At 68.0% G+C, this 23,683-nt stretch carries 21 protein-coding genes and 1 pseudogene; 5 read left to right on the top strand and 17 right to left on the bottom strand.

The window, feature by feature from the left end; all coding sequences use genetic code 11:
* Positions 1-189 precede the first annotated feature (189 nt).
* The gene (locus H074_RS00800) at positions 190-1,170 is read right to left on the bottom strand and encodes a LacI family DNA-binding transcriptional regulator (protein WP_007028106.1); all 981 of its coding nucleotides are present in this window, start codon (positions 1,168-1,170) and stop codon (positions 190-192) included.
* A gap of 114 nt (positions 1,171-1,284) precedes the next feature.
* Between H074_RS00800 and H074_RS00795 the strand changes: the two genes are divergently transcribed.
* On the top strand, positions 1,285-2,808 hold the full coding sequence (locus H074_RS00795; RefSeq protein ID WP_007028105.1) for an FGGY-family carbohydrate kinase: 1,524 nt from the start codon (positions 1,285-1,287) through the stop codon (positions 2,806-2,808).
* Here the strand turns inward: H074_RS00795 and H074_RS00790 are convergent.
* Positions 2,739-3,431, bottom strand: a complete 693-nt coding sequence (locus H074_RS00790) for a helix-turn-helix domain-containing protein (RefSeq protein WP_051071862.1) — start codon at positions 3,429-3,431, stop codon at positions 2,739-2,741. The genes H074_RS00795 and H074_RS00790 overlap by 70 nt on opposite strands.
* A 30-nt stretch (positions 3,432-3,461) precedes the next feature.
* On the opposite strand from H074_RS00790, the gene H074_RS00785 reads away from it, so the two are divergent.
* From H074_RS00785 to H074_RS00775, 3 genes are all read left to right on the top strand, one after another.
* Positions 3,462-3,866 carry an NUDIX hydrolase gene (locus H074_RS00785; RefSeq protein WP_007028103.1) on the top strand — a complete coding sequence of 135 codons (405 nt, stop codon included), beginning with the start codon at positions 3,462-3,464 and terminating at the stop codon, positions 3,864-3,866.
* 202 nt (positions 3,867-4,068) lie between these two features.
* On the top strand, positions 4,069-4,554 hold the full coding sequence (locus H074_RS00780) for an MmpS family transport accessory protein (protein ID WP_007028102.1): 486 nt from the start codon (positions 4,069-4,071) through the stop codon (positions 4,552-4,554).
* Between the two features lie 22 nt (positions 4,555-4,576).
* Positions 4,577-5,344 carry an ABC transporter permease gene (locus H074_RS00775; protein ID WP_007028101.1) on the top strand — a complete coding sequence of 256 codons (768 nt, stop codon included), beginning with the start codon at positions 4,577-4,579 and terminating at the stop codon, positions 5,342-5,344.
* On the opposite strand, the gene H074_RS00770 is transcribed toward H074_RS00775, so the two are convergent.
* The 11 genes from H074_RS00770 to H074_RS00720 all read right to left on the bottom strand — a co-directional run bounded on the left by H074_RS00770 (position 5,307) and on the right by H074_RS00720 (position 17,664).
* Positions 5,307-5,993 carry a histidine phosphatase family protein gene (locus H074_RS00770; RefSeq protein ID WP_007028100.1) on the bottom strand — a complete coding sequence of 229 codons (687 nt, stop codon included), beginning with the start codon at positions 5,991-5,993 and terminating at the stop codon, positions 5,307-5,309. The genes H074_RS00775 and H074_RS00770 overlap by 38 nt on opposite strands.
* 28 nt (positions 5,994-6,021) lie before the next feature.
* The gene (locus H074_RS00765) at positions 6,022-7,881 is read right to left on the bottom strand and encodes a Na+/H+ antiporter (protein ID WP_007028099.1); all 1,860 of its coding nucleotides are present in this window, start codon (positions 7,879-7,881) and stop codon (positions 6,022-6,024) included.
* Between the two features lie 48 nt (positions 7,882-7,929).
* Positions 7,930-8,325 (bottom strand): VOC family protein, encoded by a 396-nt coding sequence (locus H074_RS00760; protein WP_007028098.1) that lies wholly within the window; start codon positions 8,323-8,325, stop codon positions 7,930-7,932.
* A gap of 5 nt (positions 8,326-8,330) precedes the next feature.
* A complete protein-coding gene (locus H074_RS00755; protein WP_198935874.1) occupies positions 8,331-8,735 on the bottom strand; it encodes a helix-turn-helix transcriptional regulator in 405 nt (134 codons plus the stop codon).
* Between the two features lie 117 nt (positions 8,736-8,852).
* Entirely contained in the window at positions 8,853-11,951 is a 3,099-nt protein-coding gene (locus tag H074_RS00750) for a glycosyl hydrolase 2 galactose-binding domain-containing protein (protein ID WP_200865741.1), read from the bottom strand.
* Between the two features lie 275 nt (positions 11,952-12,226).
* Positions 12,227-12,619, bottom strand: coding sequence for a YchJ family protein (locus H074_RS00745; RefSeq protein ID WP_007028095.1), 393 nt, complete (start codon positions 12,617-12,619; stop codon positions 12,227-12,229).
* Between the two features lie 13 nt (positions 12,620-12,632).
* Positions 12,633-13,010, bottom strand: coding sequence for a DUF1801 domain-containing protein (locus H074_RS00740; protein ID WP_007028094.1), 378 nt, complete (start codon positions 13,008-13,010; stop codon positions 12,633-12,635).
* 72 nt (positions 13,011-13,082) lie between these two features.
* On the bottom strand, positions 13,083-13,286 hold the full coding sequence (locus tag H074_RS00735; protein WP_007028093.1) for a helix-hairpin-helix domain-containing protein: 204 nt from the start codon (positions 13,284-13,286) through the stop codon (positions 13,083-13,085).
* A 14-nt stretch (positions 13,287-13,300) separates the two neighbouring features.
* Positions 13,301-15,571 carry a UvrD-helicase domain-containing protein gene (locus H074_RS00730; RefSeq protein ID WP_235096630.1) on the bottom strand — a complete coding sequence of 757 codons (2,271 nt, stop codon included), beginning with the start codon at positions 15,569-15,571 and terminating at the stop codon, positions 13,301-13,303.
* Positions 15,572-15,596: 25 nt separating this feature from the next.
* On the bottom strand, positions 15,597-16,010 hold the full coding sequence (locus H074_RS00725) for a hypothetical protein (protein ID WP_007028091.1): 414 nt from the start codon (positions 16,008-16,010) through the stop codon (positions 15,597-15,599).
* Between the two features lie 400 nt (positions 16,011-16,410).
* Positions 16,411-17,664 (bottom strand): HNH endonuclease signature motif containing protein, encoded by a 1,254-nt coding sequence (locus tag H074_RS00720; RefSeq protein ID WP_007028090.1) that lies wholly within the window; start codon positions 17,662-17,664, stop codon positions 16,411-16,413.
* A 153-nt stretch (positions 17,665-17,817) separates the two neighbouring features.
* Between H074_RS00720 and H074_RS00715 the strand changes: the two are divergent.
* A pseudogene (locus H074_RS00715) lies at positions 17,818-18,102 on the top strand (DUF1684 domain-containing protein); the annotation flags it as partial.
* Here H074_RS00715 and H074_RS00710 read toward each other — a convergent pair.
* The 4 genes from H074_RS00710 to H074_RS00695 form a co-directional block, all read right to left on the bottom strand.
* On the bottom strand, positions 18,084-19,079 hold the full coding sequence (locus H074_RS00710; protein ID WP_007028088.1) for a BtrH N-terminal domain-containing protein: 996 nt from the start codon (positions 19,077-19,079) through the stop codon (positions 18,084-18,086). The pseudogene H074_RS00715 and the gene H074_RS00710 sit on opposite strands and share 19 nt — an antisense overlap.
* A complete protein-coding gene (locus tag H074_RS00705; RefSeq protein WP_007028087.1) occupies positions 19,076-19,879 on the bottom strand; it encodes a MerR family transcriptional regulator in 804 nt (267 codons plus the stop codon). Before H074_RS00705 ends, H074_RS00710 begins: the two co-directional genes overlap by 4 nt.
* Before the next feature lie 46 nt (positions 19,880-19,925).
* Positions 19,926-22,835: an alpha-L-fucosidase gene (locus H074_RS00700; RefSeq protein WP_007028086.1), complete on the bottom strand. Its 2,910-nt coding sequence runs from the start codon at positions 22,833-22,835 to the stop codon at positions 19,926-19,928.
* A 157-nt stretch (positions 22,836-22,992) separates the two neighbouring features.
* Positions 22,993-23,679, bottom strand: a complete 687-nt coding sequence (locus H074_RS00695) for a hypothetical protein (protein ID WP_007028085.1) — start codon at positions 23,677-23,679, stop codon at positions 22,993-22,995.
* Between the last annotated feature and the right edge of the window lie 4 nt (positions 23,680-23,683).

Genomic DNA, 23,683 nt, shown 5'->3' with positions numbered 1-23,683 from the left:
CAGAACTTCGGCTTGACAGGTCGTAAGCGGGAACTTACCTTCCGAAAGGTAATCGATTTCTTCCCACCGCTTCGGAGAACCCGGCTGGTGTGGGGCCGGCTTGGGGGAACAAGGGGGTGGGGCGTTCCTGGGCGGCCGGTGCGATCCGGTCGCCCAGGCACGTCGTGCACCTGGGATCTCCGTCCGGTGTCAGTCGCGCCGTGAGCTCCGGCGCACGATCAGTTTCGCCTGCAGCGTGGTCGTCGTGGCCTTGCGCGTGCTGTCGCCGATGCGGGCGAGCAGCAACTCGGCGGCGACCTTGCCCACCTCGTTCGCGGGCTGGGCGACCACCGTCAGCGGCGGGTCGATCAGCGTCGTCCACGGCGCGTCGTCGAACGACACGATCCCCACGTCCTGTCCCGACCGCAGGCCGCGTGCGGCCAGCGCCTCCAGGACGCCGATCGCCATCGTGCTGTTGCCGATCAGCAGCGCGTCCGGCGGCTCGGGCTCGTCGAGCAGGCTGAGCGCGGCGAGCCTGCCGCCCTCGGCGCGGAATTCGGCCCGCCGGGTGAGCGCGTTCTCTTCGCCGACGGCGTCGGTGTAGCCGGCCAGCCGGTCTTCGGCCGTGCGCACCCCGGGCGGCCCGCTGACGCAGGCGACCCGCCGGTAGCCGCCGTCGAGCAGGTGCCGTGTCGCGTCACGGGCGGCGAGCCGGGTGTCGACCAGCACCTGGTCGCCGGTGTTCTTCAGCAGTGGCCGGTCGACGGCGACCACGGGCGTGCCGCGTTCGGTCAGCCTGTCGACGTTCGTGGCCCGGCCGGTGGGGGAGAGCACCACGCCGGCGACCCGCTCCTGGAGGGCGACGTCGATGTAGCGCCGCTCCTTCTCCTCGTTGTCGTCGGCGTTGCACAGCACCACCGAATAGCCCGCGGTCTGCGCGATGTCCTCCACGCCGCGGGCGATCGCGGTGAAGAACGGGTTCTCCACGTCGGAGATGATGAGCGCGAGTACCGCGGTTTCCTGACGGCGCAGATTCCTCGCGAGCCCGTTCGGGTGATAGCCCAATTCCGCGGCGGCGGCCTGCACCCGTGCCGCGAGTACCGGGTCCACAGTGGACTTCCCGTTGAGCGTCCTCGACACGGTCGCCGTCGAAACCCCGGCCTTCGCCGCCACGTCGTTGATGGTGGCCACCGCGACCTCCCCTTCTGCAGGTGTATTGACACCTTCGCACGGGAAGAATAGCTTGACCGACAATCGTTACCATCCGCTGATCGCGCTACTCGCGCACAGGAGTTCGGAGGTGTCGTGGGCGAACCGGGCCTGGTGCTCGGCATCGACATCGGCACCTCGAGTTCCAAAGGTGTCCTCGTCGATTCCCGGGGCGCCGTGGTGGCACGGGCGTCCCGGCCGCACGACACGTCCCGCCCCCGTCCCGGCTGGTACGAGCACGACGCCGAAACCGTGTGGTGGCAGGACTTCCTGTTGCTGACAAGGGAACTTTCAGCGGGCGCCGGGGATCATCCCATCATCGGAGTGTCGGTCAGCGGGATCGGGCCGGTGCTGTTGCCCGCCGACTCTTCCGGAAAACCGTTGCGCCCGGCGATCCTCTACGGCGTCGACACCCGCGCGTACGACGAAATCCGGGAACTGAACCGTGAATTTGGCGAAGAATCCATTGTGGAACGTGGTGGGAGCGCGCTCGGCTCACAGGCAGTCGGGCCCAAATGGCGCTGGCTGGCCAAGAACGAGCCGGACGTGTTCGAACGGGCGAAGCTCTTCCTGATGGCGAGTTCGTTCCTCGTACTGCGGCTGACCGGTGAGTACGTCCTCGACCATCATTCCGCGAGCCAATGCGATCCGATGTACGACCTGCGCGAGGCCCGCTGGGCGCCGGACCGGGTCGCCGCGATCGCTCCCGGCATCGAACTGCCCAGGCTAGCGTGGCCGACCGAGGTGATCGGCTCGGTCACCGCCGGGGCGGCCGCGGAAACCGGTCTGCCGCAAGGGATACCGGTGACGGCGGGCACGGTGGACGCCTGGGCCGAGGCGACCAGTGTCGGGGTCACCGCGCCCGGTGACACGATGCTCATGTACGGCACCACGATGTTCCTGATCCAGATGCTCTCCGATCCCCGCCCCGGGCAGGGGTTGTGGACGACCCGCGGTGTCTTCCCGGGCAGCTATTCGCTCGCGGCGGGGATGGCGACGTCCGGCGCGATCACCGACTGGCTGCGGGATCTCGTCGGCGGCGAGTTCGGGGAACTGGCCGCGGCGGCGGCCGAGGTCCCGGCGGGCAGCCGCGGATTGCTGATGCTGCCGTATTTCGCGGGAGAACGGACACCCGTGCCGGATCCGGACGCGAGGGGCGTCATCGCCGGGCTCACCACTTCCCACGATCGCGCCGATCTGTACCGCGCGGCGCTGGAAGGCACGGCGTTCGGGGTGCGGCACAACCTCGAAGCCATGCGGGAGGCCGGTGGCGGCACGGGCCGGTTCGTCGCCGTCGGCGGCGGGACACGAGGCGGCGTGTGGACGCGGATCGTCAGCGACGTCGCGCGGATCGACCAGGAGATCCCCGCGGAAACCATCGGCGCCGCGTTCGGTGACGCCGTTCTCGCGTCCATCGCCCTGGGGCGGGAACCGGATATCGATGCCTGGAACCCCGTCGCCGGAATCGTCCGCCCGAGCGCGGACGCCGACGTCTACGACGAGTTCTACCCGCACTACCGTGACCTGTATCGGTCCACAGTGGACACCGCTCACTTCCTGGCGCGGAAGAATTCGCTCGCCTTCAGCCCGGAGAATTCCCGGCAATCCCGGCTCAGATGAGCTTGATCGGCGTACCCCGCCGAGAACGCCAGCGAGGCGAGATCCGGCGCTTTCCCGGCGAGACCGATGGCGCGCTGGAACCGCGTGACGCGCAGGTACGTCGCCGGGCCGTAGCCGACCGCGAGGGTGAACCGCCGCCGCAACTGTCGCTCCCCGGTGGGGAACCGCTCCAGCGCGGCGGAAACCCGGGGCACACCGCCGTCCAGCCTGGCGATCAACTCCGAGATCTCCCGGTCGGCTCGTCCGGCCCGGCGCCGCGCGACGACGTCGGTCAGCGAAGCGGCGCCGGAGAGCACCCGTTCGGCCAGCAGTTCGCCTTCCTTCCCCCAGAGGTCGCCGAGGGGGACGCGCTGATCACGCAGTTCGTCGGCACCCAGTCCCAGGACGTCGCCCGCCCTGCCGGGGGCGAACCGCACGCCGCGAGCCCGGGCGCCGGGCGATGTCTCCCAGGTCCAGGCCGTGGTGTCCGGCCCGGCGACGAAGACCTCGCCGCCGCTCTCCACCAGGTCCACGCAGCCGTCGGGCACGATCCGCTTCGGCGCCCCGCCCGCGTCCTCCCACAGGCAGCGCACCACGCCGTCCAGCCCGCCGGGTGCCGCCGTCTCCCGATACACGGTTGCCATGATGCCCCCGGGCTACGACAGAATCAGGTCGTGTCCGAAGCAGAGATCGATTCATTGGCCTGGATCCACGTCCGCGACCGCCGTCTGCTGTCGGTGCGGACCGAGGGTAAGGCCAAGTTCTACCTGCCAGGAGGCAAACGTGAGCCGGGCGAGGGCGACGTCGCCGGGCTGTGCCGGGAGATCAGGGAGGAACTCGGCGTCGAGCTCGACCCGCCGAGCTTCCGTTTCTTCGCGGTGCTGAACGAGCAGGCCGACGGCTACGCGGACGGCCGTCGCGTCCGCATGACCTGCTACACCGCCGAGCATCGCGGCGAGCCCGCGCCCGGCCGCGAGATCGCGGAGTCCGCTTGGCTGTCCTCGGCGGACGCCCACCTCTGCCCGCCGGCGGGGCGGCGGATGCTCGGGCTGCTCGCCGACACGGGTCTCATCGACTGAAGCCATGTCACTCAAAGTGAGCTATTCGGCTCACTGTGTTTAGGCCAATCACCCCATAACCAGGCACTGTCCGCTCACTGGGGACACCCAAAAGGGTGAATATCGGGTTTCTTCCCGATAACGGCTAACGCGGAGTCACCTTCGAACGAGAAGTAGTCGACGCACTCGACGGAAGTGCGCTCGGATGAGAGAAGACCTCTCCATGGGTGTTCCCACCGCGACCCCACCGGCATCGGCGCCGGAGCAGGGTGCCCCCGGCAGGCTGAAGCCGCTGGGGACCGTCGTGGTCGTGCTGGGTGTGGTGGCCGTCGCCGTCACACTGACCGGTTACGTGCTGCCGAAGGCCTCGCGCCCGGTGCAGAGTCCGCCGGCGCCGCGGGTCGAACAGGCCGCGGCCGCCGTGCGCACCGTGATCCACTCGGTCGTCTACGAACTTTCCGGCGCGAAGGGCGCCCAGAACGTCACCTACGTCGCGCAGGGTTCGGAACTCATGCAGAAGACCGAGGTGACGGCCCCGTGGAGCACCACTTTCGAGCGCACGAGCCAGGAAGGCCGCGACGAGTTCTACAGCCTCTCCGCGCAGGGTTCGGGCAGCGGCGCGCTGCGGTGCCGGATCCTCGTCGACGGCGAGGTCGTCAGCGACCGTACCGCCCCCACCGCGGGCGCGTCGGTGACCTGCACGTCCTAGGCGCTGCGGCAGGATCATCCGCGTGACGGATGGCGCGATCGCGTTCGGCCCGGTGCTCGCCGTGGTCTTGGCCGTGCTGGCCATCTTCGGCGCGGCGGTGGTGCGGTTCGGGCAGCTGGGGCAGGGCAAAGCGGTGCTGTTCGCGGCCGCGCGCGCCGTCGTGCAGCTCGCCGCCGTGTCGCTGGTGATCGTCGGGATCCTGAAATCGGGCTGGCTGACCGGCGGCTTCGTCCTGCTGATGTTCACGATCGCCGCGGTCACCTCCGCGCGCCGGATCGGTGCGGCGAAGGATCTGGCGTGGGTCGCGCTCGCCATCGCGTCCGGTGTGGTGCCGGTGCTGACGCTCGTGCTCGCGACCGGGGTGGTCCCGTGGCGGCCCATCGCGATCGTGCCGATCGCCGGGATCGTCATCGGCGGCGCGATGTCCGCGACCTCGCAGGCGGCGAGGCGCGCTCTGGACGAGCTCGTGTCCCGGCACGGCGAGTACGAAGCCGCGCTGGCGCTGGGTTTCCTCCGCCGCCCGGCCGCGCTGGAGATCTGCCGCCCCTCGGCGGGGCACGCGCTGATCCCCGCCCTCGACCAGACCCGGACGGTCGGCCTGGTGACCTTGCCCGGCGCCTACGTCGGTGTCCTCCTCGGCGGCGCCGGGCCGTTGCAGGCCGGGGTGACCCAGGTGCTCGTGCTCATCGGGCTGCTGGCCGCCGAGGCGGTCGCGGTCCTGGTCGTCGTGCACCTGGTCGCGGCGGGACGGATCAGCCGAACGGCGGGTGAAGATGCGACGTGTCGTTGAACCGCCGCACCATCCAGTCGTCGCCCGACACCACCAGATGTGAGATCGAGCCGTTGTCCGCACCGAGGAACGCGAACCTGTTCTTCGCGGCGCTGGCCTGCGCGAAGACCTCGCCGATGACGCCGCCGTGGGTGAACACGGCGATCCTCCGGTCCGGGTTGGCCGCCGCGAGCCTGCCGATGGCCGCCTTGATCCGCCCGCCGAACGACTCCATCGTCTCCGCGCCCGGGATGACGTCCCAGCGCTGTTCGCACCACAGCTGCTCGACGATCGGGTGCCCTTCATGGGTGTAGCGCCGGAAGAGGCCGTTCTCCCAGTCGCCGAGGTGGATCTCCCTCAGGTCAGGCTCGACCTCCGGCGTGAGCCCGAGCTTCGCCGCCAGCGGTGCCGCGGTCTGCGGCGTCCGGCGCAGCGTCGTCACGTACAGCGCGGAGATCCGCTCGTCCGCCAGGCGGCGCCCCACCCGCTCGGCGTGATCCCTGCCCTCCGACGCGAGGTCCGGATCGGCCTGCCCGTCGACGAGGTCGAACGGTGCGCTGCCCTTCGCAGGAGCCGATTCACCGTGGCGGACAAGGAAGATCTCGGTCGCGCCCGGCGGAGGTGAGAACCGGTGCTGGCGGTATTCGACTTCCTGCTCAGGGGTGCTCATGCCCCGGACGATACCCAGGTCGTGTCCTCTAACCCAGCTGTTTGTCCACGAAGCACCAGCGCCAGGTCTCGCCGGGTTCGTGGCTGCGCATCACCGGGTGCAGGGTGTCGTGGAAGTGCTCGGTCGCGTGCTTGCCCGGTGACGAGTCGCAGCAGGCGACGTTCCCGCATTTGACGCATTCGCGCAGATGCACCCAGGTCATCCCGTTCTCGACGCAGACGGCGCACACGTCGGGGGAGCTGGGTTCGACGGCAGGCCAGTCCTTGGTCAGGTGTTTGCAGGATCCCGCCGTCGCGGCGGGGGTGCGCAGTTCCCGATCGGAGTCCGGCACGGCCTCCTCCTCCCTGTCCAGCATGGATTCCTCGATGTCGAGGCGTTCGAGGATCCGGCGCAGGACATCATCATCGGCCATCCCGGAGTCGCGCGCCTCCAGGAACTTCTCCCGTTCGACTTCGAGCAGCCGTAGCCGCAGCCGTCGATACGCGTCGCTCGGAGTCTCGGTCAGCGTGCTCTGCCTGCCGAGCTCTTCCCAAGCCGAGTCCGATCGGTGCTGGAGCCGGCTGCGCAGGCGTTCGACGATGTCGTCCGGATCGTCGGGGGTCCGGATCTTCTCCAGCTCTTCGAGCGCGGCCCTGGTCATGTCGTGGAGCACGGCGGCTTCCTGCAGCGCGTCCTCGGCCGGATCGGGCGGCGGGAGTTTCAGACGGCGGACCAGCACCGGCAGCGTCGTCCCGTGCAGCAGCAGCGTTCCCGCCACCACGACGAACGCGACCAGCACCAGCACGGCCCGTTGCGGGGTGTCCGCCGGCAGCACGAACGCCGCCGCGAGCGTGACCACCCCGCGCATGCCCGCCCACGCGATCACGGTCGAGTACCGCCACGGCCAGGCGTGACGGCGGAACACCCGTCGCGCCAGTCCGATGCCCGCCATCCAGATGATCCGGGCGACGATGGTCGCGGCCAGGGTGGCGGCGCAGATCAGGACCAGTTCGAGCGCGGTCAGCCCGCTGTCGCCGACCTCGGTCATGATCCGGCGGACCTGCAGGCCGATCAGCAGGAATACGATGTTCTCGAGCAGGAACTGGATGGTCTGCCAGTTCAGCCTGCTGGCCAGCCGGGAGCGGCCCGAAAGCATGCTCGGCGCCTTGTGCCCGAGGATCAGCCCCGCGACGACCACGGAGATCACGCCGGAACCATGGATCGCCTCGGCGGCCAGATAGGCGACGAACGGGACCACCAGCGAAAGCGCTGTGTCGGTGACCGGATCCTCGAGCCGGGTGCGGATCAGCGCGGCGAGCGCGCCGACGGCGAACCCGATCACCAGCCCGCCACCCGCGGCCAGCAGGAAATCCCCGCCGACCTGCAGCAGGCTCACCGAACCCGCGATGGCTGCGATGGCGGTCCGCAACGCGACCAGCGCGGCCGCGTCGTTGAACAGGCTTTCGCCCTCCAGCAGCCTGGTCAGCTTGCGGGGCATCCCGACCTTGCGGGCGACGGCGGTGGCCGCGACCGCGTCGGGCGGCGCGACCACCGCGCCGATCGCGAGCCCGGCGGCCAGCGGCAGACCGGGGATGACCAGCCACGCCACGACACCGACCGCGGCCGTGGTGAAGATGACGAGCCCCACCGACAACAGCAGGATCGGCCCGCGGTTGCGGCGGAAGTCGATCAGCGACGTGCGGATCGCGGTGGCGTACAGCAGCGGGGGCAGCAGCCCCAGGAGCACGACCTCCGGGTCCAGTTCGTACTCCGGGACGCCCGGCACGTACGAGGCGACGACCCCGACCGCGATCAGGCACAGCGGCGCCGACCAGTCGAGTTTCCGCGCCGCGGCGGTGACCAGGAGGACGGCCACCACCAGTGCCACGAGTTCTACCGCGATCTCCACGCCGTCATCATCACCCGTGGGCCTCGGTGCGCGCGCACCGAGGCCCGGCTACCGTTGTTCGATACGCACCAGGTTGCCCGCGGGGTCGCGGAAAGCGCAGTCGAAGGCGCCGTGGGACTGCTTGACCGGTTCTTGGACGACGTCCGCGCCGGTCGCCTGGATCCGGTCGAAGGTCTCGATCAAGTCGGGTGTGGACAGCACGATGGCTCCGTAGGTGCCCTTGGCCATCAGTTCGGTGACCGTGGCCCGTTCCTCGTCGGTGAGGTCCTGATCGGCGGACGGGAAATGGAGCACGATCGACGTCCGCGGCTGTCCCGGCGGGCCGACGGCCGCCCGGCTCGGGCCTTCCTCACGCACTTCGAAGCCCAGGATGTCGCGATAGAAGGAAAGCGAAGCCTCGAGATCGTCGGCGGGGAGGAAGGACGCGTGAATCGAGAGGGTCATACGACTCAAGGTAGGTCGGCGCGCGGAGGGGCCGCTTCTCGATTCCTGATCGGCCGCATGACCTGTTTGACGACGCAGCCGGGCATCCCTCGGCCGTCCTCCGCCGCTTGCTTGCGGTACGCGCTCGGCGAGATGCCGACCAATTCGGAGAACCGCGTGCTGAACGTGCCCAGCGACGAGAAACCGACGTCGAAGCAGACCTCGGTGACCGACATGTCCCCGCGCCGCAGCAGCATCATGGCCCGCTCGATCCGGCGGGTCATCAGGTAGCTGTAAGGCGATTCGCCGTACGCGGCCCGGAATTCGCGGCTCAGATGCCCCGCGGAGACGTGCACGCCGCGCGCAAGCGCCTCGACGTCCAGGGGCTGCGCGTAGTCGCGATCGATCCGGTCGCGGACACGTCGCAGCATCGCGAGGTCCCGCAGGCGCGGGTCGGGTTTACCGGTCACCCGGAAAGCGTAACCCACGTTTGAACAGGAGAGGCCCCCTCCGCCGGGCGGCGAAGGGGGCCTCGGGCGACTCCCGGCCTAGAGGGTGATCTTGTCGACGTTGGGGCCGCCGTTCGCCGTGGTGGCGACCGCCTTGATCTTGTTCACTCCCGCCGCCAGTGTCACCTTGACGGTTCTCGTCGTCCAGTTCGGCCAGGCCCCGGTGCCGCCGAAGCCGACGCCGGACGCGCTGATCGAGCCGTTGACGGAGAAGTCGAGCGGCCGGTCCGTCGTCGTGCCGTTGGCGTACCGGACGACGACGTCGTAGGTGCCCGCGGCCGGCACGTTCACCGTCCATTCGACGGAGCTGCCGGCCACGTTGTCGTAGTTGACGAACCCGGTGCCGGTGAACCCGGCGTGGTTGGACTCCACCGCGCCCTGGTCGATCGCGGCGTTCTCCGCCTGGTAGTCGACCGGGTCGGTCGGGCCGGTGCCGGATCCGTCGGCCGGAACGGTCTGCGTGCCGGTGTTCCAGCCCGAGACCCGCACCGAAGGCTTGGAGCCGTTGAGGTCGGCCGTGCGGTACTTCGCGGTCAGCGTGGTCGTTTCACCCGGCCACAGGCTCACCGCGTTGTCGTTCCACTCCACCGGCAGCACCGGCTTGCCCGCGGTGTCCACGACCTTCGAGTCGACGTAGAACGCCGGGAGCTTGCCGCCCGAGGTGTTCTTCAGCGTCACGGTGGTCGTGGTGGTGCCGTCGGCGCCGGCGACCGACTTCGCCGTCGCGCTGACGGCGGACTGGCCGAGGTTCTTCAGCCCGGACAGATCGGCGTAGCCCGACTGAGGCGTGTAGTACCAGTCGCTGCCGCTCCAGTTCAGCGTGTCGGCCTTGGTGGAGAGCCAGTACACGTTCCGGCTGACCTCCTTGCCGGACGAGTCGGTGAGCACCAGCTTCGCCAGGTAGGTCGTCGACAACCCGCTCACCGCCGGGACGGTGACCGCGGTGGCCTTGGCGCCCAGCGCGCCGACCGACAGCCCGGTCTTGGTGTTGCTGTACTTCTCGGTGCCGTCGAGGTTGTACAGCTTCGTGGTCGCCGTCAGCCCGCTCACCGCGTTCGACGTCTGGTTGATCACCACGACCGACCGATTGTCGTGCGAGTACTGGATGTGCAGCGGCTCGTTGGCCTTCTTCGCCCCGTAGTAGGCGCCGTTCTGGTCCATGTAGGCGTCGAACAGCTGCCAGTGCAGCGAGGTCCACGGGCTGTTGAGCATCCAGTAGATCAACCCGGTCGACGGGTTGGTCGAGTCGGTGTAGTTGCGCGAATGCGACTCGAACTCCGCACGGACGTTCTCGTACTGCGCGAGCTGTGCCTTACGGACGAAGTCGTTCAGGTCGGCAGGAGCGCCGTAGCGCTTGGTGAGCGCGTTGCCGAAGAGCTTCAAGTTCCCGAAGGTCTCGGAGGACGAGCGGTGGTACTGCGCCGCCGACGGGTTCTTCCACATCGTTTCCAGCTCAGCGGCCGACATCATCCGCTTCAGCGTGTCCATCGTCGGGATGTCGACGCCCGCGCTGGTCTCGGAGTTGAAGCTCCACGCCCCGCCACGGTCCTTTTGCGACTTGTCGTACCAGTACACCGGCGGCACGTAGTCGTACGGGCCGTTCATCTTCATCCCGGACGCGCCGGTGATCGGGGACGGCCTCGCCGAAGCCGCCGGGATCACCGGGAGCAGGAAGTCGGCCGCCTTCATCGCGTCGAGGTAGCCCTGCTCGATCCGCTTGTCCGGCGCGAAGTCGGAGCCGATGTGGAAGGAGATGACGCTCGGGTGGTCACGCAGGCGTTCGGCCTCGGAGAACATCGACGCCTTGGCGATCGGGTAGTCCGACTCGACCCACGGCTCACCCTTCTCCTCGCCGTTGACCTGGCCTTCCCACTTGTCGCAGCATTCCCAGCCGGGCATGGTGAGCACGCCGAGGTCGTCGGCGAGGTCGAAGAACTCGTCCGGCTCGATGTGACCTTCCAGCCGGACCGTGTTGAGCCCGAGGTTCAGCACGTACTTGAGCTTGTCGGCCGCCGCGGTCTCGTTCCAGCGCAGGAACAGGTCCGGCGTGTAGCCGCCGCCGCGGATCAGCAGTGGTTTGCCGTTGACGCTGTACTGCCGTCCGCCGCTGGAGTTCAGCGTCGCCTTGACGTCACGGACACCGAACTTCGACTTCGAGGCGTCGGACGGCGTGCCGCCGACACTCGCGGTGAGGTCGAGTTCGTACCGGTGCTGGCCGCCCATTCCAGCGGGCCACCAGACGTTCGGCTTGTCGAGACCGACGACTCCGAAGGTGACGGTCTTGCGTTCCTTCGCGGCCAGCGAGACGGTCTGGCTGACCGGCTTGCCCGCGACCGTGCCGGCGACGGTGGTCTGCACCGCGTCCGCCGAGTCGTTGCGGACGTCGGCCTTCACCGTGAGGTCGGCGTGGTCGAGCGCGGAGTTCAGCTTCTGGATCACGTGGGCGCTGCGCAGCGCGACCGGGCCGCCGCGCCGGACGAGGACGTCCCGCACGATGCCCATGTTCTGGTCCGGCGGGGTCTGCGCCCAGTCGATCCAGCCCATCGAGAGGTCGTTGTTGGGGTCGTTGGGGTAGACCTTGAACGCGATGCTGTTGACGCCCGCGCGCACGTGCGCGGTGATGTCCAGGTCATGGCGGGTGTAGGCGCCGTTGACCTGGTCCTTCGTCGCGATCCTGGTGCCGTTGACCCAGACGTCGGCCTTGGAGAGCACGCCGCTGAAGTCGAGGTACGTGCGCTGCGAGGTGTCCTCGACGGTCAGGTCCGTGCGGTACCACCACGGCACCGAGAACTGCGCGGTCGGGACGTTCTTCATGTTCGTCGAGTAGAACGGGTCGGCGTACTTGCCGTTCTGCAGCAAGCCGGCGTAGACCGTCGAGCGCGACGACACCGGGTACCAGCCGGAGGTGGGGAAGCCCGGCTTCGACACCGCCGAGTCGTCGCTGACCTGTGCCGAAGACTGGATCACGTAGCCGGGGATCGGGGTGGCGTTGCCCGCGGCGGCGCCGACGGACAGCGGCACGGCCACCTCCGCGCCGGTGGCGGCGGGGGCGGTGGTCACCCCGCAGACCGCGGCGGCCAGCGCGGTGACGGTCATGGCCAGTAACGGGATCCGGGTTCTCTTCTGCCGAAAACTCACGAGCGCGCCTCCTCGGGCACACGGCGGCGGACCAGGGCGAAATCGTTAAGAAAGTTCCCTAACAATATTGGGGGAGATAGTAGCCGTCACTTGACCCTGGGAACAGACCCTTGCATCGGGTTCGTCAGCGATGGAAGCTCCGCCGGAGGGCGGCCGCGCGCAGGCGGAGCAGGAGTGGCAGGGACGCGTCGTCACGCAATCTCGACGGCAGTGAGGGCGCTTCGGTCAGGTCCACGCCGTCGGAAGGGGCCTCGCCCGGCGCCGCGAAGTGGGACTCAGCCGACGGGCGCCACGTAGATCCACTGCCCGTCGACGCGGACGAAGCGACTGTTCTCGTGCATGCTGTCCGCCCGGCGATCCTGCCGGTAGTGGGCCCGGAACTCCACGGTTCCCTCGTTCTCCAGCAGTCCGCCGCCGGTCTTGCCGAGGATCTCCAGGAACGTCCAGCGCTGCCCGGGATCGAGCTCGAGATCGGCGGGCCTGGTCTTCGGATGCCAGGTCTTGGTGAGGTACTCGGTGTCGCCGACGGCGAACGCGCTGAACCGCGACCGCATCAGGAGTTCGGCGGTCGGCGCGGTCGCGGCTCCCCGGTGGAAGCGGCCGCAGCAGACGCCGTAGGGCTCGCCCAGACCGCAGGGGCAACGGGACTCGTCGGTGATCGCAGGCACGCGGCCGATTGTGTCATCGCGCCGTCGCGGTGATTTCGAGGTCTCGCGCCTGCTTGAGCCAGCCGGTGAACAGGTTGGCGTCGATGTCTTCGACGGAGCGCAGCTTGACGTGCGCCATCTCCCGCGCGCTCGCCTCCAGCCTGCCGGACTCGTCGTGGACGAGCTGCCCCTTCCAGAGGGCGAAGGTGACGTACGACGAGTACGCCTTCATCAGGCAGACGAGGTTCTTCCCGACGGCTTCGCCGGCGCTCCAGGTCGGGGAGGCGTGGTACATCGCCTCGATGGATCCCGGCAGGGCGGCGTTGACGATCGGGCGCAGCGCGATGGCGACTTCACGCAGGTTCTCGGGCAGGGCGGCGATGTAGTCGTCGACGTTCGCGAACTTGGCCATGACTGGATCCCTTCGGTCGGTGTGCTGCGCTTAGCTAACCGTCCGAAGGTTCAAGTTGTCAAGACAAAAAAATTAGTCGGTGGGTTTAAGTGTCTGACCTCGTGTTTCCAGGGCTTCGCGGATGATGCGGAGCGCTTTGGGGCCGACGCCGTGCAGGCTTGCGAGTTCGGCTTCGGTGACGCGGGTGAAGTGCTCCAGCCGCGTGTAGCCGGCGCCGGTGAAGGCGCGCGTCGCCGGTTTGCCGATGCCGGGCGGCAGGTCGGTCTGTTCGTCCATGGGGTCCTCTTCGGTCAGTGGCCGTGGCGTCGTATCCATTGTGGACTGCAGCAGAACTCGCACGGCTCGAGCTCACCCGGGGCGACGGAGCCCCACGCGAGACGCGTGACCTCGTGGACGTTCATGCCCTGCCGGTGCGCGCGTCCCTGACCCTTCCGCAGCCAAGTGCAGTCCGGGTCGTTGTGGTACGCGTTTCCTCCGGTGGTCCGGTAGCCGTGGGAGAGGACGTTCGGCGGCGGCTTCCGGCACAGCGAGCACCACGAGATGGGCATGTCGTGGACGCAGTCTTCCTCGGCTTCCACCGGTTTCACTGCTTTCTCGGCCTGCTCGGGCGCGGTGTCGTCGAGCACGCCCCACCAGAGGAAATCGCGGGCCCGGGTCGCCGCGACCAAATGCTGCCTGCCGCGCAGCTCACGGCGTTCCTCTTCGGCCTGGTTGCCGGTCATGCTCTCGTGGGTGTTCTCCAGCACTAGCACGGCCTCGAAGTCCAGCCCCTTCGCCCGGTGCACAGTACCGATCTTGAGCTTGCCGTCGGCCGCGCCGGTGTAGTGCTCTAGCGCCAGCGTGGGGATCCCGGCCGCGCGCAGGATCTCGGTGCATCGGCCGAGATCCTTGTGGTGAAAGACGATCAGCGCCGAATGGTCACGGCGCACCGGCAGCTTCCTGACCGCTCCGACCAGCGCGTCGGACAGCTCGCCGGAGGTGCCGCGCCAGGTCTCGGTCACGCCGCCTTCGCTGGCGGACTCGGCCGCGCGAAGGGAGACTCCGTCGGCGCCGTCGAGATCGTCGATCCGGTTGGTCGCGTCGAAACGCCGCGCGAAGCCCAGGACCTCGGCACGGTTTCGGTAATTGATCTTCAGGATCTCGCCGCGGCCCTGGACTGGGATGCCGGCGTCGGACAGCCGCCAGCCGCCGGGGTAGACCTGCTGCTGGCCGTCCCCGACCAGCAGCAGCCTGTTCGGGCCGTCGCCGGCGAGGTCGCGCAGCAGCCGCAGGCCGCACAGGGGGATGTCCTGCACCTCGTCGACGACGACCCCCGCGTACGGCGTTTCGAGCGGCCGTTCCCCGAGTTCGGTGCGGCCGAGTTCGATCAGGTCGTTGTAGTCGTGCACACCTCTGTCCGCCAACCCTCGCTGGTAGTGCTCATACAGGGCCCAGACGCGCGCTTTCTGGCTCGCGTCGAGCCGTAGGACGCGGCCACGCCGCGGCACCGCGACATAGCTGTCGAGCGTCCTGATCCCCCTGCCCTTGATCACGCGGTCCAATTCCGTGCGCCAGTAGTCGACGCTCGGTTCGATGACCTGGAGCTGTTCACGGTGCGCCATCCACGCGAAGCTGAACGCCGTGTCGATCTTGCGCCGGTCCACGTGCACCGGCACGTCGCGCTCGGCGAGGAACCGGCGGACCCAGGCGTGCAGATTAGTGAACTCGACGCGGCTGCCCAACTCCGGGGCGAGCCGGTCGAAGGCCGTCTTGATCACCGAGGGCAGTGAGTGGACGTACGTTGTGAACAGCAGTGGCCCGGTGCTGAGCCGAGCCAGATGCCGGAGCCGGTGCAGCGCGACGACCGTCTTGCCGGTCCCCGCCGGGCCACTGATGCGCGCAGGGCCCGAGTAGTCGCGTTTGACGATCGCGTTCTGCTGCGGATGCAGAAACGTGAGCCACGAATCGAACGGCCGTCGCTGAGCCGCGCCGAGCTGGTCTTCGATCAGTTCGGAGGCGTCCAGCAGTCCCGCCGTGTCCGGAGCGCGATCAGGCTGCTGGACGGCCAGGGAACGGTAGCCGCGCAGCCGTCGTTCCGCCTGCTCCGCGATGAGATCCACCAGCCGCCGGTCGAGGTGGAGCGCGTCGCGCCGGAAGACCCGGTCGAGGCTGGACTCGGTCAGCGACCAGTAGACGCCGTCCTGACGGGGACTGCCCGCGCCCCGGCCGATCACCACGAGGTGGATCGCGCTCTCGGCCAGGGAACGGCCCTGTGGGCCGGGAATTCCGGCGAAACGCTCCTTCGCGTGGCGCAGGATCTGGTTCGCGGTCTCGTTGTCCGGGACCTTGTCCGCGATCAGGAGGGCGAAGACGCCGGTGCGTCCGATCAGGAAGACGTCCGCGCTCCGGCTGTCCTCCGACGGCAGCGCCGTCTTGACCAGGAGCCGCCAGCCCGCACCGGTCCGGCTGAGCAAGGCGGTGAGCACGTTGCGTTGTAGCGAGTCCAGGCCGGTGAAGGTTCTCTCGAGCAACTGCCGGGCCTGGGTTTCGAGTCGCCTTCTGGAGTGATCGCTCTTGCTCACGTACGTTCCGTTCGTCGGTGGCGGATCAAGGTGCGGGGAACTCGACGGCGATTTCGACCGCGGTCTCCAACGTCGCTTCACTCGGCCGTCCGCCGACGGGAGCGGACTCGGCGATCACGACCAGCTTCCTGGCCAGGCGGGAGTCGTAGTTCTCGCCGGTGAAGCGGCTGCCGGGCTGTACCTCGCCGAAGAGCGCGACGTTGCCGGTGTCGTCCTTGTCGATGAGCCGCTTCAGGTCGCTCGCCTCACTCGCCTTCGGCATCTTCACCCACGCGACGGACACGGCGATGGTGTTGCCGGCGCCGTCGTCGACGGTGACCATCATGCGATCGAGATCGACACAGGGATGGCGCAGAAAGAAGCGCTGGACTTCACCGAAGGAATGCGGTCCGCATTTGAGTTCCCGTTTGGCGGTCTTCTTGAGCTGGCGCCAGCCCAAGCGTTGCCATGCTTCGGAATGGCGACCCTTCTGTGCGGATTTCTTGCTGGAGCTTTTGCCTTTGAGGGCTTGGTTCGCAGTGGAATCCAGGGAGGCGGCAGTGCCTCCGCCTATGCCGTTGGTGGCGGCCACGACCACTCCCGCTGTGGCCAGCGCGCCCGCACCGTACTTGTATTTGATCCAACGGCCGTCCGGACCACGTGGTTGATTCACCATGATGCGTTCCGTCCCCTCCCAAGTCCGGAACGGCCGATCTTGCTCCGGGCTTTCAGGGTGAACGAGGGCTCCCGTACGAATACGCCCGAATGGCGTAGTCGATCTTGGGTTTTTCGCCGGTACTGAACAGTTTCGGGCACCCCGAGGGGCCCGTCGCCGGTGTGGCTGGCGGGCTCCTCGGGGGTCAGACGTGGTGGAGGGTGTTGCGGCGGGGTCTTCGGAGCGGATCCCGGTACTGAGGTGGGATGAACTCCGGTAGTCCGTCGGCGGCCATGCGAACTTCCCAGTCGCCGTGATGGATTAGGCGGTGATGAAACCCGCACAGCAGCACCAGGTTGCGGAGATCCGTCGGGCCTCCGTCTACCCAGTGCTGAATGTGGTGGGCGTGGCAGTGCTTGGGTTTCCGGTGGCAGCCGGGGAACGCGCAGCCGCCGTCCCGGATGTTCAGCGCGCGTCGCTGGCCGGGCGTGACGAACCGTCTGATCCGTCCCACGTCCAGCGGCTCACCCGCGGCGCTCATCACGACCGGCAGCATCAGGCAGTCGCATGCCGCGAGCCGGGCTTCGCGGGCGGTCATCGTGCCGACGAAGTCGAGGCAGGCGGTGCCGAGGCCGGATTTCAGCTCCTCCAGCCCGATGGTGACGTGCACCAACGTGCGGTAGCCACTCGTTCCGGGTTGGTCGGGGCAGGCGATCGCCAGGTCCAGGAGGTCTACCCACGCATCCCCCAGGCGTTCGGATTTCATCCGCAGATCGGCCTGCCCGAACTCATCGACTGGGCGTGGCGTCGCATACGCCTCAAGCGCAGCCGCCGTCCGGGCACCCGCCTCATCGTCAAGCAAGCCGTTCAGTTTCCAGAAGCCGTCTTTGCGGCGTTCCAGAGTGACCTCCCGGCGCGGTTCCTTGGGCTCAGGTTCCTTGGGTTCGTTGCCGTCCGGGTCCAGCCACGCCAGCAGATTCGCTTCGGCTTCCGCTAACTGCCGGGGACCCGCATCCCGGGCCAGATCAGCCAGGATTTTCTCCGCACTCGCCCGATCCTCGGCCGAGGTCTCGGCCGGGAGCTTCGTCAGGATCTCCAGGATCTGGTCGATCCGCTCGTCCCCGACCAACCCCTCCGCGGCCACCGCGGCGGTCGCGGGCGCCGCAGCGGGAACCTCGGTCCCATCCAACGCCCGGGTCGGGTTCAACGCGATCGCCCGCTTCACCACCGGCCGCGCCTCCCCAAGCGACAACCCCGCCACATCCGCGAACCAATTGGCCGTACTGCCATAGCCGTACAAGTCTTTCGCGCCCCGAGACTCGATCTCCGCCAGAAACTGCCCCAACCCGGCGGTGGCCGTCCTGATCACCCGCAAAGACTGCTGCACGCCATGGGCAAGCTCCAGCTTGCCGGCACGCCACAACTCCTGCGGCAACTCGGGAAGAAAGGTCTCGGACACCTCTCCAGAATACCCGACCAAATCGAACGCGTGTTCGTAATTTTACGCAACAATGAAACGGCGCATTTACCACTGACGGGTGGTCTGGGCGCCACGCGACGACCACGCAAAGAAGGCATGGCGCAAGTAGTCGGCTAAACGCAAAGGCGGTCGCGCTTCAAGCACGACGGCGTGGAACGCACGCTCACCGCGTTCAACGGAAAGAAGGACGGCCTGCTCACCGACGCCACGAGCGGCGTCACGACCTACGCGGCGAACCGGTCGCTCGCCGTGCCCGCGCCTGCCGAGGACGGGTCGGTCGTCCTCGATTTCACCCGCGCGACGAATCCGCCGTGCGCGTTCACCGATTTCGCCACGTGCCCGTTGCCGCCGGCGGGTAGCGATCTGCCGTTCGCGGCAAAAGCGGGGAAGAAGCTGCCTTACGAACGGCGGAGCTGAACCGTCGCGAGCGCCGTCATCGCCTCCTGTTCGCGCTGAGCCAGCTCGGACAGGACGGCGGACGCGTCGGTCAAGTGCCGGGCGTCGCCGGTTTCGCCCGCCTGTGTGATCAATCGCGCGACCTCTGTCCACAGTGGAGTGATTTCGCAGTATTTCTCGTGGGCGGTGAGGAGACCGGCGTCGTCGACGAGGGTCGTGCATTCTTCGAGGAAGTCGCGGTAGATCCGGCGGAAGAGCGCACCGCCGGTCCCTGCCCGTTCCATCAGGACGGCGGCCTGCGGCAGGTCGCGAGCCGGATCACTGCTGCGGTCCAGCCATTTCCGTACCTGGACGGCGGCCTTGCCGATGCCGCGATACCCGAGGTTCGCGATGGGCGGATTGAGGAACTCCGCCGCGTTGGCCCGCACGGCCGCCCGGATGGCGCCCGAAAGCGGCTCAAGAGGCGCATCCGCAACGATAGTGAACGAGCGGTTCTTCGCGGTCATGGGGCCTTTCTCCCCGCGGGCGCGTTCCAGGCTCTCCAGCGATGTCGATACGGAGCCACCCTGCTGTGCCGTGTCGACGAGGAAGGCTCTGTCGTCGTCGTAGCCGTACAGGGCGACGAAGTGCCCTCCAAAGTGGACTTTCGATGTGAAGTACTCCAGGTGGTACGAGTCGAGTTGCAGTCCGACCGGCGCACCGGCGTCGATCTCCTCGACCACGTTCCGCCACGCGGTGCGCGCCGACGACGTTTCCTTGACCCGCAGGGGCAGTCCGAGCCGCTCGGTCAGTCTCCGCGTGATCTCACCGGGTTTGCTGCGTCCGCCGAGGAAAGGGAACGGCAGGTTCTTCCCGTCCCAGTAGATGAAGCCCAGCCCTTCGCCGAGTCCGAACAGCATCGGCTCGGACAGTTCGATCCTGGCGTGTCGCAGGAGGACGTCGAGCGTGCTGGTCTCGCAGTGCTCCCCGCCCGAGGTCTTGATTCCGTCGAGGATCACGAGGTCACCGGCCAGGCGATTTCGGTGCGGTAGGCCTCGGGCGCGACCGGTGGTCCGGGCGCCACCAGGTACAGCTCCTCGGCGGGCCCCGCCGGGACGCGGTCGCGTTCGGCGATCCAACGGCCGAGTGATCGGTACGCGGTCTCCACGGCTTCGTAGCCACCCTCGTGGATCGTCGCAACGAGCAGGCCACCGGGAAGTTCGGCGGAGCCGATCTCGCCGTCGTCCCGCACCCGCCCGTCCACCGGGACGAACAGTTCGACGGTCAACTCGTCGGGATCTTCGGTGAGATAACGGGTTCCGGGTGGTCCGGACGGCGCGACCCCTTGCGCGTCGAGCGCCGCGAACAGCCGCGCGTACGCGGGACCGATCAGTTCGGCCAGGCCGCTCAGCGGTGTCCGGATCGACAGCCGGGCGATCGGCTGAGGCGCACGCACGCGTTCGTAGACGTGCAGCCATCGCGTCGGTTCGGCGAGCACCGAGTCGAGCCCCTCGCTGATCGCCGCGAGTTCCGCGGCCCGCGCCGCCACCCGGTCGTGATGCCGTTTGATCGCGGCCTTCACTTCGTCCGGGTCGCCCGCGTCCAGGATCTCGGCGATCTCCGCCAGCGGCACCTCCAGCTCCCGCAGCCGCCGGATCAGGCCCGCGCGGGCGAACTGTTCGAGCGAATACCGGCGGTACCCGGTGCCGGGGTCGATCCGGGCGGGTACCAGCAGCCCGATCCGGTCGTAGTTCCGCAGCGCGCGGACCGACAGCCTGGTGGCGTGCGCGAACACCCCGATCGGCATCAAGGTCGTCATGGGATCAGCCTGAACCCTCTCCCGGGGAGAGGGTCAAGCCGGTCCCTCACCCCAGTGACAGCCGATCGAGATCCGGGGCGGACGCGTGGTCGTTGTGCAGTTCGATCGTGTTCGCCCCCGCCTTCAGCTCGACCGGCAAAGACGTCGTGAGCTGGGTGTTGTTACCGGCACCGTCGACCTTCACCTCGATCGGCGCGCCGCCGTTGACCGTGACGAAGTACGAGCGCGGTCCGTTGACGGTGAAGTCGATGTAGAGGGTGTAGCGCCTGGCCTCGGGCACGGTGACGTCGTCGAACCGCACGAACGAGTCCGGGTCGCCGCCGATGTTGCGGACCTTCTGACCACCCGAGCACACCCCGCAGTTCGTGACACCCGCGTCGCCGACGTCGTTCGCCGAGTCTTCGGCCTCCCGCATGAAGACCCGGTCCGCCGGTCGTGGGCTCACCCGCACCGGTTTGCTCACCGATTTCGCCCGGCCGAGCAGGTCGAACGACGCGGTGACCGGGATGTCGGCCGCGGTGACGCCTTCGGGGGAGACCAGGGTCCAGGAGGCTTCGAGCTCGTTCCCGACCCGCATGGACGACGCCGTGGCCGGAGCACCCCGCAAGGTCCAGCCCGCCGGGACGACCGGTGCGAGCCTGACCTTCCCGATCGCGTCGTCGGCGTCGAGCCGCAGCTTCGCGGTCACCTGAAGGGACTGCTGTCCCGGCGAGAGCCATTGGATGCCGCCCGGTTCGACGGTCAGTGTCGTTTTCGGCGTGTAGGACGACGGCGGCAGGGGAGCGATCGCGATCCGGTCGAGACCCGGCCCCGAGGCCGCGGTGCTGAACACCTTGACGGTGTTGGCGCCGGCGTTCAGCGTGACGGGGATCGCCGTCGAAGCCACGACTCCCGGTGTTCCGGCGTCGATCGCGGTCTCGACGGGGGCACCGCCGTTGACGCTCACGGCCACCGACGTCGCGGGGCCGCCCGTGGTGTCGAGCTGAAGCCGATGACTTCCGGCTTCGGCGGCCATCACGTTCGGATAGGTGACCGAGTTGCGCTGACCGCCGCCGAGTCCGGTGACCTGGAACGATCCGGAGCAGGACGAGCAGTGGCCGAGGCGGGCGCGACCGTCGTGGTCGTTGCGGAAGGACTCGGCTTCCAGCGGAACCTGCGCGCCCAGGACCGAACTCGGGTAGCCGTAGGCCACCTTGATCTCGTCGATCGCCAGCTGCTTGTAGAAAGGTTTCGCCTGCGGACCGGACCAGGTGTTCAGCACCTCGAGTTTGATGAACCGGGTCTGCCGTTCGCCGAAATCGATGAACTGCACGCCGCGGGCGCTCGGCATCGCGCCGGTGTGGACCGGCTCGCCCCAGTTCCGCCCGTCGTCGCTGACGTAGACGCGATAGTCCTGGATCCGGGACGAGTCCTCCGGCCTGCCGAACGACTCGCGCGCGTGTGTCGGCGACATCTCACGCTGATTCACCGCGAGGTAGGCCGCGGTCCGCCGCCTGCCGAGGTCCAAGGTCAGCGAGACCGGTTCCTTGCCATCGGCGTCCCAGTAGTTCTCGAAGTTCCCGTCGACCAGATTCGACGCCGGATGTCCCGCGCGTGAGGACGAAGCGGTCGCCCTGATCGTGCGGGAGTCGTGGAAGTACCGTTGCCCGGCCGTTTCCACCTTGAACACCGTGTCGTAGGTGTCCCAGTCCTTGATGTCCACAATGGTCAGATACCCGCCGGATTGACTGAACCGCAGCGGTTTCCCGGTGCGCACGTCGGACACCCTGGTCACCTTGTACCCGTTGTCGCGCAAGCGGAGCAGATCGGTGCGCGGCCGGGTGACGACGTGAAGGTACTGCGTCCCGGCGCCGGGCTCGACGGTGATGACGCCGTGCGCGCCGTCGTTCCAGAAGCCGGGTTGCATCCCGCCGTACATGTAGCCACCGCCCTCCTTGCCTTGCAGGGCGGCGGACCTGATCGGCGGCACCCAGCTCGCCATGAAGTTGTTGTACGCCTCCTGTTGCGGCGGGAACTTCCCGTTCACCATCGGGGTTTCGGCCATCAGCGACTTCATCGACGAACCCGCGTTGGTGATGTAACGCCCGGTGGACAACCGGAAGTCGACGGCCTGATCGGTGCCGTCGTACCACCAGCCACCGTTGGTCGGCAGTTTGTAGTCGGCTTCGGTGAGCCTCGGCATCGGGGTGAAGGCGGCCTGCGGGTAGTCGTACGGCGGTGTGATGCCGGTCTTCTGTTCGTTGCTGACGGTGTCCATGATCGGGGTGTCCTCGTTGTTGTTGCTCAGCAACCAGGACGGCCGTTTCTCGCGGATCTGTTCGTAGAGCCTGTTCTTCTCCCAGTACTCGTTGTCGTTGTCGATCCAGAACCCGGCGAGGTCCGCGTAACGGTCCATGACCTCGTGGAAGAGGTCGTAGCTGTACTCGCCGAAGCCGGGGCGAGTGGCCAGGTCGACCTGCTTGCCCTTGTAGGCGGAGTACGCGGCGGAATCCAGTGACTCGACACCGGTCTCCTTGTGCCACTGGGGATCGTCGGTCATGTAGAGGATCGTCCGGACGCCCTTCGCGTTGCCTGCTTTGACGAGTTCGCCGAGGAGGTCGCGACGCGTGGAGCAACTGCCCGGGATCGCCGACGGCCACGGCCGCGCGTAGCCCAGCCTGCTGTGGAAGGTGGCGAGCACGATGTAGGAGGCGCCGAGCTTGCGGGCCTCGTCCACCCAGTAGTCCGCGCTCCAGCCGCCGTCGGTGACGGCGCGTTCCCAAGCGGCACAATCGGTATGGCGCGGAGCGGTGAACATGCCCCAGTGGAGGAAGAGGCCCGCGGTGGCCTCGCGCAGCCACTGCTGGCGGGGATGGTGCACCTCCGCGCTCGCCGCCGTCGTGGTGAGCAGACCCGCCAGCACGGCGAGAACAACGGCGAGCCAGGCGGTGCGATGCGCTCGAACTCTCATGACCATCCGCTCTCATCCAAGGCATGGTTACCGAGAGATCCGATGATTGCGGCAGAGATCTCGATGGTCAAGCCCCGATGAGCGGGACATGGCTCAAGTCATCGGAGGTATTCCGTGGCAGAGCCCTCTCGCCTGCAGTGCGAGAGGGCCTGTCGGTCGCGGCTCAGATGTTGAAACCGGGGTGGGTCGCGAAGGCGTTGTCGATCACGAGATTCCCGCGCTGGCGGGCCCGTTCACGCAACGCCGACGTCGTGCGGGCGCCCTGGGCGTAGAACCACCACAGGTAGAGCGCGCCGTACATCCAAGCGCCCTCGTAGCCCCAGGTGGAGTCGGCCCCGCTCTTGCCGGCACCGAACACCGAACCCGCCGGGAAGTTCGCGTTGTGCGGCTTCCCGCCCTGGTGCCGTGATTCGTGGATCAGCGTCTCGGCGCGGCCGGGAACGTCCTTGGAGTACCAGAAGCCCAGGTACAACTCGATCCGGTCGTCGACGAACGCCCCTTTGAACGATCGCGCGATGGCACTTCCGTCGCCGCAGAGCGAGCGGAGGTCGTCGCAGTTGTCGCGGACGTAGCGGCGCGCCCAGTTCAGCATCGCCCCGGAATAGGCGTCGTTCTGGTAGTCCTGTGCCGAATAGGTCAGGAGGTAGCACGCGTTGAACGTCCGGGCCAGCGGCTTGTCGGTGTTGCACGCGTCTTCCCAGCCGAAGCCGTCGTCCCAGTAGTCCTTGTTGCCCGCGAAACCGTAGGTGTTCCAGAAGTAGTCGATGTAGGTCTGATTGCAGATCGAGGCGCCGTAGAAATTGTCCCCGGTCACGTTCTTGTCGGGCACGGTGTAGCTGCAAGTGGCCATCGGA

The sequence above is a fragment of the Amycolatopsis decaplanina DSM 44594 genome, from assembly GCF_000342005.1.
Classification (GTDB): Bacteria; Actinomycetota; Actinomycetes; order Mycobacteriales; family Pseudonocardiaceae; genus Amycolatopsis; species Amycolatopsis decaplanina.
Note: the sequence above shows the minus strand (reverse complement) of the source record. Positions and strands in the feature narration are given on the sequence as shown.